Origin of the sequence: Kitasatospora sp. NPDC088351, from assembly GCF_040685575.1 — a bacterium.
Taxonomy (GTDB): domain Bacteria; phylum Actinomycetota; class Actinomycetes; order Streptomycetales; family Streptomycetaceae; genus Kitasatospora.
This window is the reverse complement of sequence record NZ_JBFBIL010000101.1, coordinates 1-13,955: the sequence shown is the minus strand read 5'-3', so window position 1 is coordinate 13,955 and position 13,955 is coordinate 1. Positions and strand designations below refer to the sequence as shown.

Sequence of the window (13,955 nt, the reverse complement as noted above, 5' to 3'; positions counted from 1 at the left end):
GGGGTTCACCCCCCGGGCCGGCCGGCCCTCGGCCGTCTGCGGCTACTCGCGCTCGGCGGTGGTGGACCCGGTCGCCAGGCCGGCCGACCACTTCTCCTCGACCCGGCCGAACTTCCAGTACCCGATCGCCGCCACCCAGGTCAGCACGAACAGGCCGACGATGGCGTAGCCGACGAAGTTGAGGTCCAGCTCGCCGATCCAGGCGATCGGCCCGCTGGTGATGTCCAGCTTCTCGCCGAGCAGCCCGAGCAGTTCGATCGAGCCGATCACCAGCGCGACCAGCACGGACAGGCCGGTGACGGTCAGGTTGTAGTAGATCTTGCGGACGGGCTTGGAGAACGCCCACTCGTAGGCGAAGTTCATGAACGAACCGTCGATGGTGTCCAGCAGGCTCATCCCGGCCGCGAACAGCACCGGCAGCACCAGCAGGGCGTACCAGGGCAGTTGGAACGCGGCCGCGCCGCCGGCCAGGACCAGCAGGGACACCTCGGTGGCGGTGTCGAAGCCCAGGCCGAACAGCAGACCGACCGGGTACATGTGCCAGGGCTTGGTGACGGCCCTGGTGACCCGGCCCAGGATGCGGTTCATGAAGCCGCGCTTGTCGAGCTGCGCCTCCAGCTCGGCCTCGTCGAACTCGCCCTGACGCATCTTGCGGAACACCTTGAGGATGCCGTTGAAGGCACCCAGGTTGATCAGACCGATGAGCAGCAGGAACGTCCCGGAGACGGAGACGCCGATCAGGCCGGTGGTCTCGTGCAGGGTGGAGTCGTCCGACTCCACCTGCCCGGCGAGGGACTGGATGCCGAAGGCGAGCAGCGCGCAGAGGCCGAAGACGATCGAGGAGTGGCCCAGCGAGAACCAGAAGCCGACCGAGAGCGGCCGCTTGCCCTGGCCCATCAGCTTGCGGGTGGTGTTGTCGATGGCGGCGATGTGGTCCGCGTCGAAGGCGTGCCGCATGCCGAGGGTGTAGGCGGTGAGGCCCATACCGGCGCCGAAGACCTGGCCGCCGACGTCGTAGTGCTCGGGCGCGATGACCGCGAGCAGGGTGAACCAGCCGATCACGTGCAGCGCGAGGATGAAGCCGCCCATGCCGGCCAGGCGGACCCACTCATCGCGGGTGAGCCGGTCGCGCCATCTGACGGCGGTGGCACCTGCGGCGGGGCTGGACATCGTGTCGTCCTTTCGGGGGGGTGACGACGGAGCTGGGCCATCTTTCCCCCGGCAGGGAAGTACTTGCAAGTCATGTGCAATTACGGATTGGCGGCGATCGGGCACGGAGCGTGTGAAGGGCCGTCCCGGCGATCGTCATGCACCATACAAATCCTTGTAACCTCCGGAGGCTTTCGGCGGCCCCGCTACGCACGGATACTCACGTTCTACGCGCGAATACTTCGGGCGCCGACACCTCAACTCCCCATGGAGGAACGGCATATGATCCGCATTCGAACCGCTGCGGCACTGGCCGCCGCGGCGCTGCTCGCGGCCGGCCTCACCGGTATCGCCCCCACCGCCTCGGCCACTCCCGCTCCCCAGGCTGCCGCTCCCCGGGCTGCCGGGACCCAGCACCGGGTGCTGTTCGACAACAGCAAGGCCGAGACCGCCGGCAACGCCGACTGGATCATCAGCACCAGCCAGCCCGACCCGCTGGCCCAGAACGCCGGCCCCACCTCCGAGAAGAGCTGGACCGGCGCCCTCTCCGCCTGGGGCGTCGCCCTCCAGAAGACCGGCCAGTACAGCCTCAAGACCCTCCCCGCCGGCTCCACCATCAGCTACGGCACCGGCGCCGCGCTCGACCTCGCCAACTTCGACACCTTCGTCGTCCCCGAGCCCAACATCCGGTTCAGCGCCGCCGAGAAGACCGCCCTGCTGCGCTTCGTCCAGAACGGCGGCGGGCTCTTCCTCATCTCCGACCACACCCAGAGCGACCGCAACAACGACGGCTGGGACTCCCCCGCGATCATCAACGACCTGCTGACCGACAACGGGGTGAACAACAACGACCCCTTCGGGTTCTCGGTCGACCTCAAGAACATCACCACCGACAACCCGCGCGCGGTCAACGACGCCACCGACCCGGTGCTGCACGGCGGCTTCGGCACCGTCACCGGCTCGATCCTGCGCAACGGCACCACGTTCACGCTCAAGCCCGCCGACAACCCGTCGGTCAAGGGCCTGCTCTACCGCACCGGCTACAGCGGCACCACCGGCGCGTTCTTCGTCACCAGCACCTTCGGCAGCGGCCGGGTCGCGATCTGGGGCGACAGCTCCCCCGTCGACGACGGCACCGGCCAGCCGGGCAATACCCTCTTCAACGGCTGGGACGACCCGGCGGGCACCGACGCCGCCCTCGCCCTCAACGCCACGGCCTGGCTCGCCAAGGCGTAGCGCTTGTCTGACAATTCCCGCCGCAGGCCCGCTCCCGGCGCCCGCCGGGAAGGCTCACCAGGAAATCGGCGGCCCCGTCGCCTACTGTCGGAATGCTGACGCCCGCGGTGCGGGCGGGCCCACCACCCGCCCGCACCACGGGGCGCCGACCGGGAGCCGCCGGGAGCCGCCGCGACGCACCGGGAAGCCCTGGGAATCGCTGGGAGCCGCCATGCCTTCGCCCCTTCCCCCCGCCGTCGGCCGGTCGCACCCCCGGCCCATCACCCGCGAGGACCTGCGCATCCCGCTGTCCGACGGCACCGAGCTGTACGCCCGGGTCTGGCGCCCACTGGACGACGCACCCGTCCCCGTGCTGCTGGAATACTCCGCCGGCCGCCTCACCGACTGGACGGCCGCCGAGGACTCCCGCCGCCACCCCTGGTACGCGGGCCACGGCTACGCCTCCGTCCGCGTCGACCTCCGCGGCCACGGCAACTCCGGCGGCCTGCCCGGCGACGAACACTCCGAGGCGGCGCTCGCCGACGGCGTCGAGGTGATCCGCCGGCTCGCCGCCCGGCCGTGGTGCAGCGGCCGCGTCGGCCTGTTCGGCCACGGCCCGGCCGGCACCACCGCGCTGCGGCTGGCCGCCCTCGCCCCGGACACCGTGCGGGCCGTCGTCACCGCCTGCCCCGACGGCGGACACCACCTCGGCGGCGCCGTCCTCGCCGCCGGCCTGCACGCCCGCCTCACCGCCCTGCTCGCGGGCGCGGCCCGGCCGCCCGACCCGCGCTACGTCGGCGACAGCTGGCGGGCGATGTGGCTCGCGCGGCTGAACGCCCTGGAGCCGCCCGTCGAGGCCTGGCTCGCCCCGCGGGGGCCGGACGAACCGGCCCGCCTCACCGCCGCCGTCCCCACCCTCGCCGTCGCGGGCTGGGACGACCCGTCCTGCTCCCTGGTGCTGCGCCTGCTCGACGAGTCCGCCGCCCCGGTCCCCGTCCGGGCCCTGGTCGGCCCCTGGCCGCACGGGCTGCCCGACGACGCCCTCCCGGACACGCTGCGCTGGTGGGACCACTGGCTGAAGGACATCGACACCGGCATCCTCGCGGGCCCCGCCCTGCGCAGCTGGATCAGCACCCGCTGGGCCGGCGACGACCTCTGGCCCTCCCCCGACGTCCGCGACATCCACTACGGCCTCGACGGACCGCTGCGCTCCGCCGGCACGGCGTCCGACGACCGCTTCGTCCGGGTCCGGTCGCCCCAGCACACCGGCCTCAACGCCGGGGCGTACGTCCCGCTCGGGCGCCCCGCCGACCGGCCGTCCGACCAGCGCGAGGAGGACGGGCGCTCGGTCTGCTTCGACTCCCAGCCGCTGCCGGAGCCGCTGGAACTCCTCGGCCTGCCGTCCCTGCGGCTGCGGCTGCGCCCGGGCGGGACGGGGTCGGGCGAGGCCAGGTCGGCCGGCGGCCTGATCGTCGCCCGGCTCTGCGACGTGACCCCGGACGGCACCTCCACCCTGCTCAGCCGGGGCGTCCTGGCGCTCCCCCCGTCCGCCGGCGTGCCGGCCGGTGCTCCCGCGGACGCCACCGTGGAACTCTCCGCCGCCGGCCACACCGTCCCGGCCGGCCACCGCCTCCGGCTCGCCCTCTCCTCCGCCTACTGGCCGTGGATCTGGCCCACCCCCGGGGCGACGGGCTTCGGCCTCGACCCCTCCCGCAGCACCCTCACCCTCCCCGCCCGTCACCTCGCCGCCGACGCGGGCGCCGTCCCCCTCACCGTCGAGCGCCCCGCCCTCCCCGAGCCGATCCACCTCCACGTCACCGAGCCGCTCACCGCCCGCCCCGAACGCCTCGCCCTCCACGACATCGGCCGCCACGAATGGCGCGTCGAACTCTCCCCCGCCACCGACGGCACCCGCACCCACCCCGACGGCCTGGTCCGCGACGAGCACAGCGTCACCGCCTACCGCGTCCTCACCGCCGCCCCCCTGAGCGCCCAGGCCCGCACCGACCACAGCGTCCGCCTGGAACGCCCCGACATCGGCTGGGACACCACCGTCCAGACCCGCACCGAACTCCGCTGCGACGCCACCCACTTCATCGTCCACTGCCATGTCAGCGCCTTCGAAGCCGGCAGCCTGCTCTTCACCCGCGACTGGCACCACCGCATCCCCCGCGAGGGCTGAAGGACGACGGAAGATCCCGGTCCGACGACTGCCGCAGCCATGCTGCCTGCCTTGCCGCTTACCATGCAGCACAGACTGCCGCACGATATGAGGCATGGTGACCAAGGTGAGGATCCGCAAGAGCGTCCCGCTGACCGACGAGGACCAGGTCCACCTCCAGCAGCTGCGCACGCCCGGCACGCCCGAACACCAGGCACTCGGCCAAGTGACCGGGATACTGCTGCCCGACGACGCCTCCGAGGCGGAGACTCTGCACGCCCTCCTCCTGGCCGGGCGGGCTGCCGTCACCGAGCAGGTCATGATCGGCGGATATACCGCCCTGGCCGCGGCCGAGGACGATGAGGACCGCGCCGACCGCCGGGCCATGCGCGCCCGCGCGGCCCACCGGGGGGACTGAGTCACTGTGGGTTCAGAGATCGCGCCCCCGTGCCGGACCGGGTCTACATGGCCGACACCGGCACAGGCCGGAAGCCCTGGCTCGTCGTTTCCGACAACGCCCGCAACCGTGCGCTGTCGGACTGCCTCGCCGTTCGGCTGACCACGAGCGTCAAGCCCGACCTGCCCAGCATCATCCGGCTCACAGCGGCCGACCCGCTGGTCGGCCGCGTCCTGTGCGACGACATCGCATTGCTCTACCGCAGCGACCTCGAAGAGGACCGAGGCGCCCTCTCACCCTCGACGATGATGAAGGTGGCCGCCGGCCTCCACGCCGCTCCCGCCCTTCAGCGGGCCGCCTGATCCCGCACAGCACGTCCCCGCGAGGGCCGGCCGTCGACCCCAGGCCGCTCCGGGCTGTGGCCCGGAGCGGCCGGGCGGGCTCCGTGTGAAGCTTTCGGTCCCCTCGCGGCAAAACCTTCACCGCGGTCATAAGGCGCACACCGTGGCCGTATTGCTTGAGGCCGCACGTGCACGATCGCAATGGGCCGCGGGCCGATGAGTCGAGAGCGAACCCAACCCCTGCGGACTGTCGGACCGGTCGCAATCGACGCGGTGCCCCGGCCGGTCGGCAACTGGCCGAAAAAGATCATTCACCCAGGCTGCACCGCCCGCCCGTGCTGGCCGAAAGCTTTCCCTTCCAGGCGCCGCACGGCCGTGATATCAATTGGGCCGCCAGTCCGACTGTGCAGAGGTCGATCCGCCGCCGGGCCGGGAATCGGATTCCGGGGCGTCGTCTCTCCAGCTTCCGCAGCGGACGGCCGCGCCGGCACGCCTGGGCCAACTCGACGATGAAGCAGCTCGCCAGCATGCCCAGGGGCCTCTCCAGCGACTCCGACCTGGTTGTCCTCCCCTACCTGGGGGAGATCGTGGAATTCGCCGACCGGCTTTCCGCCAATCCCGGAGACAAGAGGACAGAAGCCCTCCTGAGAGACCGGGTGAGCACACTTCGCGACTGTTTCGAAGGATACCGTGCGCAGGCGTCCGCAATGGTGGGGAGTCTGCAGGGCCAGGCCGGGATCTTCGCAGCCGATGCGGGCACACTGACGGGTATCGCGGACAAAGCCGTCAGGACCCAGGGGGCGGACCGGGCCAAGGTTACGTCCCTGAACAGCAATATCACCGCACTTGAGGGTGAAATTTCAGGCCAGGTGGCGCCCATCGTCGGCGGATCACTCGGCACGCTCGGCGGCATCCTCATGGGCGTGCTGGCAATCGCCCTCGCCCCGGCCACCGGCGGTATGAGCCTTTTCCTTCTGATACCCGCTGTTGCCGCGGTCGGGGGCTCAGTGACGATCGTCACGCTCGCCTCGATAAAGATCACCGAGCTCAAAGGCCAGATCGAGGCCCTGCGCGGGCAGATCAACGAGTTCAACGACGACATCGTCACCCTTCAGAAAGCGGCCCAGAACGCCAATCAGTTTGTGGCCGAACTCGGCTCGCTGACGAGCCCGCTCGACGTGGTGACCAAGCCTTGGCTGTCCGCACGCGAATACTTCACGCACGTGGAGGGAGATCTCGACGCGGCGAGGACATCACAGGACTGGGCCCAGCTCCACCGGGAATTCACCCAGACCAGGCAGGAATGGCAGACCTGGGTCCAGACCTTCAGGAGCATGGAGTTCGACGTGAAGGTGGCCCCTGACGCGCACCTCACTCTCGGAATGAGCGAGGCGCAGATCGGATCCGCGGTGTCCGCCTCCCGACAAATCAGCTCCATCGAATACCTGGAGCGGATGGGATCGTTCTAGCCCCGATCGTGCATGACGGCTCGCCGGCTTTGTTGGCGAGCCGCTCCTGCGACCCCGCGCCACCGCAGCTTTGCCCTCAGTGCATTTCGCGGGTTATACATGACCCCATGAGGACACTGGGCCTGATCGGTGGCATGAGCTGGGAGTCCACCGCCGAGTACTACCGGCGGCTGAACGAGCTGACCCGCGAGCGCCTCGGCGGTCTGCACTCCGCCCAACTGGTGCTGTACTCGGTGGACTTCGCCGCCATCGAGCAGCTCCAGGCCGAGGGCCGCTGGACGGAGGCGGGCGAGATCCTCGCCGGGGCCGCCCGGTCCCTGGAGGCGGCCGGCGCCGAGTTGCTGCTGATCTGCACCAACACCATGCACCGGGTGGCCGACCAGGTGGCGGCGGCGGTGTCGGTCCCCCTGCTGCACCTGGCCGACGCGACCGCCGGCGCCGTCCGGTCGGCGGGGCTGCGCCGGATCGGCCTGCTGGGCACGGCGTTCACCATGGAGCAGGACTTCTACCGGGGCCGCCTCGAAGCGAACGGCCTCGACGTCGTCGTCCCCGACGCGGCCGGCCGCGCCCTGGTGCACCGGGTCATCTACGAGGAGCTGTGCCTCGGCATCGTCCGGGAGGAGTCCCGCGCGGCCTACCGCCGGGTGATCGAAGAACTGGTCGCCGCCGGCGCCGAGGGCGTGATCCTGGGGTGCACCGAGATCGAGCTGCTGATCGGTCCGCAGGACAGCCCCGTCCCGGTCTTCCCGACGGCCCGCCTCCACGCCGAGGCCGCCATCGACGCGGCCCTGGCGGACGAGGACTGACGCACCCCGCCGGACCGTCCCGCTGCCCTTGACCCTCCGGAGGCAGTGCCGCGGCCGGGCCCCGATCGCCGGGTGGCGCCACCGCGGTCGCCCTGCTGGCCGGTTCGGCGCTGAGCCACGCACGTCCTCGTCGACCTGCGGACGACGGGTACGTCGATGCCGCCCGAGCAGGTGGGCGTGCTGCTGGACGGCCACGCGGCGCTGCGCCGATTCGCCGCGGGGGGCGTCTGCGGATGGAGGCGCGCTCGCACGAGAACACCCACGCCGCGGCCTCGGCCGTGGTGGAGGCTCTGGCCCAGTCCCACCTGCGGCTGCTGGACCCGGCGTAGGCGCCGTCGCCCGTTCCGGCTCAGTCCGTGTTCGTGTCCGTGGCCGTCTCCGTGTCCGTGTCCGGGCTCCGGGCGATGGTCAGCACCGGGATGCGACGCCCAGTGCTGGCCCTGAACTCGGCGAACCTGGACCGGCGGGCCTCCGCCAGCGCGTAGAGCCGGTCGTGCTCGGCGTCGTCCATGACCGGTGCGGCCGTCGCCCGGTAGGTCTCGTGGCCGGTCTCGACGATGAGTTCGGGCTGGGCGACCAGGTTGTGGTACCAGTCCGGGTGCCGGTCGGACCCTCCGTTGGAGGCGATGACGAAGAGCCGGTCGCCATCGGTGAAGCAGGCGAGCGGAGTGGTGTGCGACGCGCCGGTCCGCGCACCGGTGGTGGTGAGCAGGACCATGTCCAGCCCCGTGAAGCGGCCGCCGACCTTCCCCCCGTTGGCCCTGAACTCTTCGATGACAGCGGCGTTCTCGTACCTCATGGCGTGAGCGTCTCCCTGAGTCGGTACATGTCGAGGGAGCAGCAGAGTAGTACGCCGCCGGCAGCGGGGGCCGGGGGGAAGGAGCGTGTCGTCGGGCTACCGCCGGATGGAGGGACACCACGCCGCGGCTCCGGCCGCCCCGCCCCCTGCCGCTACTCCGCCGCCGTGGTCAGCGTCAGGGCCGCCTCCCGCACCTCGGGGTGGGGGTGGCGGCGGAGGACGCGGAGGAGGGTGCGCCACTCCGGCAGCCGGAGCGAGGACTTCAGCGCATGGCCGCGGACGGCACCATCGGGGTCCGCGAGCCGCGCCTCCAGGAAGGGGACGTTCCCTCCGATGGCCGCGGCGAAGGCGGCGAGCCTGCGTCCGTACAGTCCGCGGGTCTCCAACTCGCCGAGCAGCGGCCGGAGTCGGCCCATGTCACCGTCATTCCGGGCCAGGCCCTGCACCCACGTGGCGAGCGCGCGCATCCGGGCGGGGTGGGCGAGCGGGTCGAGGGCGGTGAAGAGGTGGTCGACGGCTTCACGAGGGTCTTGGGACTCGACGGGCCGGCAGTCAGCCGGGTCGGCGGGCTCACCGGCCGATGAGATCCGGACGACGGAGACCGGGAGCATTCCCCCTGCGAGCCGCTTCGGCCTTGTCCGGGTGCGGATGGCACGCCAGTCGATCCTCACCCGCCCCCCAAGGTGCCGGCCGGTGTGCCGCTACGAACCGTGACCCGCCCGCCGCCGGGCCGTTAGGCAGGTCATGAACGTTCGACGTCTGATCAGTGTCCTCGGTGCCCTCGTCGCCTCCGCCCTGCTGTCGGCGGCCGTACCGGCGTCGTCCCACGCCGCCGCGGCCGGGCCGGTTTCGCCGGCCACCCCCGCCGTCGCCGGCACCGGGAACGCCGTGGCGGCGCCCGGTGCGCGTGCACTGGCGGAGCACCGAAACCCCAAGACGATCAAGCCGGCCGCCTACAACCAGGCCCGGAGCATCCTGGCCAACGCCGGAAGCCAGACGGCGGCCAAGTCGCACCCCGTCCACGGGAAGGACGACGTGCCGGTCAGCTACGGGACCAGCCTGCTCGCCGCGGCGCGCGACGAGTTCCGGCAGACCGACCGGAACCTTCCCCCGAAGGACAAGAAGTCCGACATGTCGATCCCGCACTACAACGCGATCCACTCCGCGGCGAACACGATGGGCATCGACCGCTGGTGACCCGGCGGGCGTGACCACGTGAAGCGGTGCGTGGGGCCGCTGCCCCACGCACGACTTCACCAACTCCGTGATTCCCGGGCCGGCCCGTCCCGCACCGGTGTCACCGGCGTCACCGGCCGGGAACTGTCGGAGCGCCCTGCCCAGTTGTGACACAGCCCTCAGCCAGCTGCGAGAACCCGGGCGAGCGCCGCCCGGCCGGCGCGCCCCCACGTCGGCTGGCCGCCCGGGAGCCCGCGCTCCCAGGCTCGGCCGATGCCGATGAGGGAGACGGCGCGCAGGACGGCCCACCCCCGTGCGCGCCGGATCATCGTCTCGTCCACGTCGGCGTACGCGTCGAAGAACCGTGGAGCCGCGCCTGCGGGAAGGAGCAACCAAGCGGCCGCGAGATCCGTGGCCGGATCGCCGACGCAGAGGTCACCGAAGTCGATCACACCGGAGAGCGTCCCGTCCGAGATGACGACGTTCGCGGGGTGCAGGTCTCCGTGGAGCCACACCGGCCGGTCTTCCCACGCGGGCGCCGAGACGGCCTCGTCCCAGACCTCCCGGACGTCAGTGGCGACGTCACTGGAGGCAATGACGTGGACTTTCTCGTCGAATTCGCGCGTGCGCGTCCTGAGCGGGACGCCACGGGTCGAACCGGCCGGCGCCCCGGCGGGCGCATTCCGGTGGAGCGCCCTGAGGAAACGCGCCAACGTGGCGGCTGCATGGTCGTCGCGGGTGATCGGGGCGCGGTCACCCGGTTCGCCGGGGACCCAGGTCGCGATGGTCCACGGCCTCGGGAAGCGCGAGGACGGTTCACCGGTCCGTACCGGGGTCGGCACCGGGAGCGGAAGGCGCGGGGCCAGGACGGGCAGCCACCGCCACTCCTTGCGCAGGAGATCGGGGGCGCGTGGCGTGCGCGGCATACGTACAGCCAACTCTCCACCGATGCGCCACAGTTGGTTGTCCCATCCGGCGGCCGCCGGCCGGAGGTCCAGCCCGGCGAGATCCGGATGCTGCTCACGCAGCAGGGAGCGCACCAACGCCTCGTCGATCTCGAAGTTGCCCATGAACGGAGCCCCCACTCCCTGCGGTGCCGGTACCGGCCATCACGATCTCACCGCGCCGCCCGGTTGCGGGACGGCTTTCGGCTCGACCTTTCGACACAGGCCGGCCCCCTACCTCGGCCGAGCCGTACGGAACGACGAAAGGGCTCGCCCTGGCGGGGCCTTCACGCCGGGGCCGCGGCGACGCAGAACTCGTTGCCCTCCGGGTCGGCCATCACCAGGTGGTGTCCGTCGAACTTCTCCAGGACGCTCCCGCCCGCCTTCACCAGCCGTTCGGACTCCGCCGTGATCCGCGCCCACCGCTCGTCGGGAGTGCCGTGTCCGGGCACCCGGACGTCGAGGTGGAGCCGGTTCTTGGCCGCCTTGGGCTCGGGAACCTTGAGGATGGAGAGCCGGGGGCCGACACCGTCGGGGTCGCAGAGCCACGCGCCGTCGTCCTCGGAGTCGTCGTCCGGCAGATCGAACTGTGCGAGCCACTCCTCGCGCGTTGTGAAGGGAGCGGGCGGTGGCTCGTCGATGTAGCCGAGCGCCGTCTTCCAGAACGCGGCGAGGAGCTGCGCGTCCGCGCAGTCGAGTGTCAGATCGATCCGGGCTGCCATGGCCGCACCGTACTGCGCACCTCTGACAGCCGGGCCCATGGCCGGCAGCACGTGCGTCGCGAACCCCTGTCACCCCTCCGGCGTAGGCCGACGGTCCTGGGCGGGCACCCGTCGGCCGGTGGATGCGAGAGTGGCGCCAGAACGGGGAGGAGATGGGCAGGTATTCCGGATGGATCACAACGGCGCGACGCCGAACGGTCTCGACTTCCTCTGGCTCGAACTGACCAACCGCTGCAATCTGCAGTGCGTGCACTGCTACGCGGACTCGCATCCGAACAGCGGATACCGCGACCTCCTGTCCACAGAGCACTACGAGAGAGTCATCGAAGAGGCCTACCGGCTGGGCTGTCGAAAGATCCAGTTCATCGGCGGCGAGCCTCAGTTGAACTCCGACTTCGACCATCTCCTGAGGTTGGCCAAGAAGACCGGGTACGACTTCATCGAGGTCTTTTCCAACCTGACCCGCCTGACCGACGAAACGCTCGACTACGCCGCCGAGAACGACATCCTCTTCGCGACGTCCGTCTACTCCTGCGACCCCGCGGTCCATGACGCCGTGACCAAGGTGAGGACGAGCCACACGCGCACGATCGGCAACCTGAAGAAGCTCATCGGCCACGGCGTCGGGGCCCGGGCCTCGGTCATCGCCATCGATCAGGACGAGGACGATCTCAACCGCACCACGCGGTTCCTCGAGGGGCTGGGTGTCCGCTACGTCAAGGTCGGGCGCATCAGGGAGTTCGGGCGGGCGCAAGAGGTCATGTCGCGGGAATCGCGGCTCTCCGGCCTGTGCGGGCACTGCTGGAAGGGCAAGCTCTGTGTCACTCCCGACGGCACGGTGTACCCGTGCGTCATGGCCAGGCAGTGGCCGGTCGGCAACGTCCTGCACGACACGCTGTCGCAGATCGTGAACGGCGAGCCGCTCGGCCGTATGCGGCAGAGCATTTACGAGCAGGTGTGGCTCGGCCCGTCGCAGTGCTCACCGAACTGTCCGCAGAGCTGCGAGCCGGAGAACTGCCCGGAGGCCCCGTGCGAGCCCGAGATCTGCCCGATGAGCTGCGAGCCCAATGAGCCGTGCGTCCCGGAGGTGGCGCGGCCGCCGGAGGTGCGGTAGACCCCGCGCCGGAAGCCCGGGAAGCACCGCTGCGCCGGAAGTCGGACCGGCCGACTTCCGGCGCGGTCACCGAAGATCTCGACTCCATTCACGTCTACCGAAGAACGATCGAGTCGGTTCCCGGTCAAGCGGCGATCACATGAGCGGCCGGGAGGTCCTGTCCGGTCGGGCCACCGGGCGGGCGGGGCCGTTTCCGCGGCGCGTCACGGAGCCACGATGCGGTCCACCGCGGCCGTGACGAGCTGTTCGCGCTCGGCCTCCGAGAAGACTCCGGGCAGGGTGAGCTGTTCGACGATCAGCCAGTTGAACGCCAGGTAGAGCAGCCGGACGGCGGTCGCGTCGCCGGGCAGGCCGGCGGCCACGTGGTAGGCCACGTTGGCTTCGAGGTCGGCGCGGACCCGTTCGGTCAGCACGGTGCGGAGACCGGGGCGCCGGGTGGCCTCCAGGCGCAGTTCGAGCAGCGCCAGGTAACCCGTGCGGAAGGCGCTGACCCGCTCGACCAGTTCGCGCATCAGCGTCGCGTACAGCTCCCGGTCCGACGCGCCCGTCCGCTGCCGGTCGATCGTCGCCTGGTCGGGCTGGAGACGTTCGTAGACCCGGGCGCCCGCCTGGGTGAGCAGGTCGTCGCGGTTGGAGAAATAGTTGGACGCGGTGCCGGCCGGCACGGCGGCCTCGGTGTCGACCGCCCGGAAGGTCAGTCCGCGCGCGCCCTCCCTGGCCAGCACCTCGATCGCGGCGTCGACGAGGGCGGCCCGCCGCTGGTCGTTCCTGCGCGCCATTGACACCACTCCAGTCGTAGTACTACGTTCAAACCACTTCAGACAGAGTACTACCGATGAGGTTGCTGTTGCGAAAGCTCGTGTACTACGTCGCCGTCTCCATCGATGGCTACATCGCCGGCCCCGGCGGAGAGTTCGACTTCTACCCGCTCGGTGACGAGAAGCAGGCCGCCGCCTACACCGAGTGGACCATCGCCCGCCACCCCGAGACCGTCCCCACCTTCATGCGCGCCGCCCACGGCCTCGCCGACGCCCCGAACCGGCGCTTCGACACCGTGCTGATGGGGCTCGGCAGCTACCGCCCCGGCCTCCAGGCGGGCTTCACCAGCCCCTACGCCCACCTGCGCCAGTACGTCGTGTCGAGTACGCTCGCGCCCGACACCGACCCGGACGTCACCGTGGTCGCCGGCGATCCGCTCGCCCTGGTCCGCGGCCTCAAGCAGGAGGAGGGCCAGGACATCTGGCTCTGCGGCGGCGGCCTCCTCGCCGGCGCGCTGCTGCCCGAGATCGACGAACTGATCATCAAGAGCTACCCCGTGGTCGCCGGATCGGGGATCCCCGTATTCAACGGGGAGTTCAGCCCCACCCTCTTCGAGGTCATCGACCGCACCTCGTTCGACAACGACGTCACGATCACGCGGTTCGCCCGACGTTAGCGACAGGCGCAGCACCGGCCGGAGGAACCGCGCCGCCCCCACGATCGCCCCCGGGAGGGGACAGCACACGCAGGCCGCCCGGAGCGAGCCCGGGCGGCCTGCGGTCAGTCACTCACAGCCTTGTGACGAACCGTCAGCTGGTGGTGATCGCGGTGTCGTCGATCACGAAGCTGGTCTGCAGCGAGACGTCCTCGGTGCCGGCGAACTTCAGGGTGACCGTCTGGCCC

General features: G+C 71.0%; 15 protein-coding genes. 9 read left to right on the top strand and 6 right to left on the bottom strand.

The features are described from left to right. Positions 1–42: 42 nt before the first annotated feature. Positions 43–1,170 carry a HoxN/HupN/NixA family nickel/cobalt transporter gene (locus AB0P06_RS35895; RefSeq protein WP_363615024.1) on the bottom strand — a complete coding sequence of 376 codons (1,128 nt, stop codon included), beginning with the start codon at positions 1,168–1,170 and terminating at the stop codon, positions 43–45. A gap of 261 nt (positions 1,171–1,431) precedes the next feature. Between AB0P06_RS35895 and AB0P06_RS35890 the strand changes: the two genes are divergently transcribed. From AB0P06_RS35890 to AB0P06_RS35865, 6 genes are all read left to right on the top strand, one after another. Beyond that, entirely contained in the window at positions 1,432–2,385 is a 954-nt protein-coding gene (locus AB0P06_RS35890) for a hydrolase (RefSeq protein ID WP_363615021.1), read from the top strand. Between the two features lie 211 nt (positions 2,386–2,596). Further along, on the top strand, positions 2,597–4,546 hold the full coding sequence (locus AB0P06_RS35885; RefSeq protein WP_363615019.1) for a CocE/NonD family hydrolase: 1,950 nt from the start codon (positions 2,597–2,599) through the stop codon (positions 4,544–4,546). 94 nt (positions 4,547–4,640) lie between these two features. Then, the gene (locus tag AB0P06_RS35880) at positions 4,641–4,943 is read left to right on the top strand and encodes a hypothetical protein (protein WP_363615017.1); all 303 of its coding nucleotides are present in this window, start codon (positions 4,641–4,643) and stop codon (positions 4,941–4,943) included. A gap of 47 nt (positions 4,944–4,990) precedes the next feature. Continuing rightward, complete coding sequence (locus tag AB0P06_RS35875; protein WP_363615015.1) at positions 4,991–5,284, top strand: type II toxin-antitoxin system PemK/MazF family toxin; 294 nt, start codon at positions 4,991–4,993, stop codon at positions 5,282–5,284. 314 nt (positions 5,285–5,598) lie between these two features. Beyond that, a complete protein-coding gene (locus AB0P06_RS35870; protein ID WP_363615013.1) occupies positions 5,599–6,732 on the top strand; it encodes a hypothetical protein in 1,134 nt (377 codons plus the stop codon). Positions 6,733–6,839: 107 nt separating this feature from the next. Further along, positions 6,840–7,538, top strand: coding sequence for an aspartate/glutamate racemase family protein (locus tag AB0P06_RS35865; RefSeq protein ID WP_363615011.1), 699 nt, complete (start codon positions 6,840–6,842; stop codon positions 7,536–7,538). A 349-nt stretch (positions 7,539–7,887) separates the two neighbouring features. On the opposite strand, the gene AB0P06_RS35860 is transcribed toward AB0P06_RS35865, so the two are convergent. Continuing rightward, positions 7,888–8,337, bottom strand: a complete 450-nt coding sequence (locus AB0P06_RS35860; protein ID WP_363615009.1) for a nitroreductase/quinone reductase family protein — start codon at positions 8,335–8,337, stop codon at positions 7,888–7,890. 152 nt (positions 8,338–8,489) lie between these two features. After that, positions 8,490–8,948: a hypothetical protein gene (locus AB0P06_RS35855; RefSeq protein WP_363615007.1), complete on the bottom strand. Its 459-nt coding sequence runs from the start codon at positions 8,946–8,948 to the stop codon at positions 8,490–8,492. A gap of 133 nt (positions 8,949–9,081) precedes the next feature. On the opposite strand from AB0P06_RS35855, the gene AB0P06_RS35850 reads away from it, so the two are divergent. Beyond that, on the top strand, positions 9,082–9,534 hold the full coding sequence (locus AB0P06_RS35850) for a hypothetical protein (RefSeq protein WP_363615005.1): 453 nt from the start codon (positions 9,082–9,084) through the stop codon (positions 9,532–9,534). A 158-nt stretch (positions 9,535–9,692) separates the two neighbouring features. Here the strand turns inward: AB0P06_RS35850 and AB0P06_RS35845 are convergent, their stop codons facing one another. Next, on the bottom strand, positions 9,693–10,583 hold the full coding sequence (locus AB0P06_RS35845) for an aminoglycoside phosphotransferase family protein (protein WP_363615003.1): 891 nt from the start codon (positions 10,581–10,583) through the stop codon (positions 9,693–9,695). A gap of 161 nt (positions 10,584–10,744) precedes the next feature. Further along, positions 10,745–11,179 carry a VOC family protein gene (locus AB0P06_RS35840; protein ID WP_363615001.1) on the bottom strand — a complete coding sequence of 145 codons (435 nt, stop codon included), beginning with the start codon at positions 11,177–11,179 and terminating at the stop codon, positions 10,745–10,747. Positions 11,180–11,348: 169 nt separating this feature from the next. Between AB0P06_RS35840 and AB0P06_RS35835 the strand changes: the two genes are divergently transcribed. Further along, the gene (locus AB0P06_RS35835; RefSeq protein WP_363614999.1) at positions 11,349–12,293 is read left to right on the top strand and encodes a radical SAM/SPASM domain-containing protein; all 945 of its coding nucleotides are present in this window, start codon (positions 11,349–11,351) and stop codon (positions 12,291–12,293) included. Between the two features lie 203 nt (positions 12,294–12,496). Here AB0P06_RS35835 and AB0P06_RS35830 read toward each other — a convergent pair whose 3' ends face one another. Beyond that, positions 12,497–13,072, bottom strand: coding sequence for a TetR family transcriptional regulator (locus tag AB0P06_RS35830; protein ID WP_363614997.1), 576 nt, complete (start codon positions 13,070–13,072; stop codon positions 12,497–12,499). Positions 13,073–13,140: 68 nt separating this feature from the next. Between AB0P06_RS35830 and AB0P06_RS35825 the strand changes: the two genes are divergently transcribed. Further along, on the top strand, positions 13,141–13,728 hold the full coding sequence (locus AB0P06_RS35825; RefSeq protein WP_363615026.1) for a dihydrofolate reductase family protein: 588 nt from the start codon (positions 13,141–13,143) through the stop codon (positions 13,726–13,728). The last annotated feature ends 227 nt before the right edge of the window (positions 13,729–13,955 follow it).

Excerpts from the sequence above, each read along its gene's own strand:
- AB0P06_RS35885 (WP_363615019.1), top strand. The coding sequence starts at position 2,597 with ATGCCTTCGCCCCTTCCCCCCGCCGTCGGCCGGTCGCACCCCCGGCCC.
- AB0P06_RS35865 (WP_363615011.1), top strand. The coding sequence starts at position 6,840 with ATGAGGACACTGGGCCTGATCGGTGGCATGAGCTGGGAGTCCACCGCC.
- AB0P06_RS35835 (WP_363614999.1), top strand. The coding sequence starts at position 11,349 with ATGGATCACAACGGCGCGACGCCGAACGGTCTCGACTTCCTCTGGCTC.
- AB0P06_RS35850 (WP_363615005.1), top strand. The coding sequence starts at position 9,082 with ATGAACGTTCGACGTCTGATCAGTGTCCTCGGTGCCCTCGTCGCCTCC.
- AB0P06_RS35855 (WP_363615007.1), bottom strand. The coding sequence starts at position 8,948 with ATGCTCCCGGTCTCCGTCGTCCGGATCTCATCGGCCGGTGAGCCCGCC.
- AB0P06_RS35875 (WP_363615015.1), top strand. The coding sequence starts at position 4,991 with ATGGCCGACACCGGCACAGGCCGGAAGCCCTGGCTCGTCGTTTCCGAC.
- AB0P06_RS35860 (WP_363615009.1), bottom strand. The coding sequence starts at position 8,337 with ATGAGGTACGAGAACGCCGCTGTCATCGAAGAGTTCAGGGCCAACGGG.
- AB0P06_RS35830 (WP_363614997.1), bottom strand. The coding sequence starts at position 13,072 with ATGGCGCGCAGGAACGACCAGCGGCGGGCCGCCCTCGTCGACGCCGCG.
- AB0P06_RS35845 (WP_363615003.1), bottom strand. The coding sequence starts at position 10,583 with ATGGGCAACTTCGAGATCGACGAGGCGTTGGTGCGCTCCCTGCTGCGT.
- AB0P06_RS35890 (WP_363615021.1), top strand. The coding sequence starts at position 1,432 with ATGATCCGCATTCGAACCGCTGCGGCACTGGCCGCCGCGGCGCTGCTC.
- AB0P06_RS35880 (WP_363615017.1), top strand. The coding sequence starts at position 4,641 with ATGGTGACCAAGGTGAGGATCCGCAAGAGCGTCCCGCTGACCGACGAG.
- AB0P06_RS35840 (WP_363615001.1), bottom strand. The coding sequence starts at position 11,179 with ATGGCAGCCCGGATCGATCTGACACTCGACTGCGCGGACGCGCAGCTC.
- AB0P06_RS35895 (WP_363615024.1), bottom strand. The coding sequence starts at position 1,170 with ATGTCCAGCCCCGCCGCAGGTGCCACCGCCGTCAGATGGCGCGACCGG.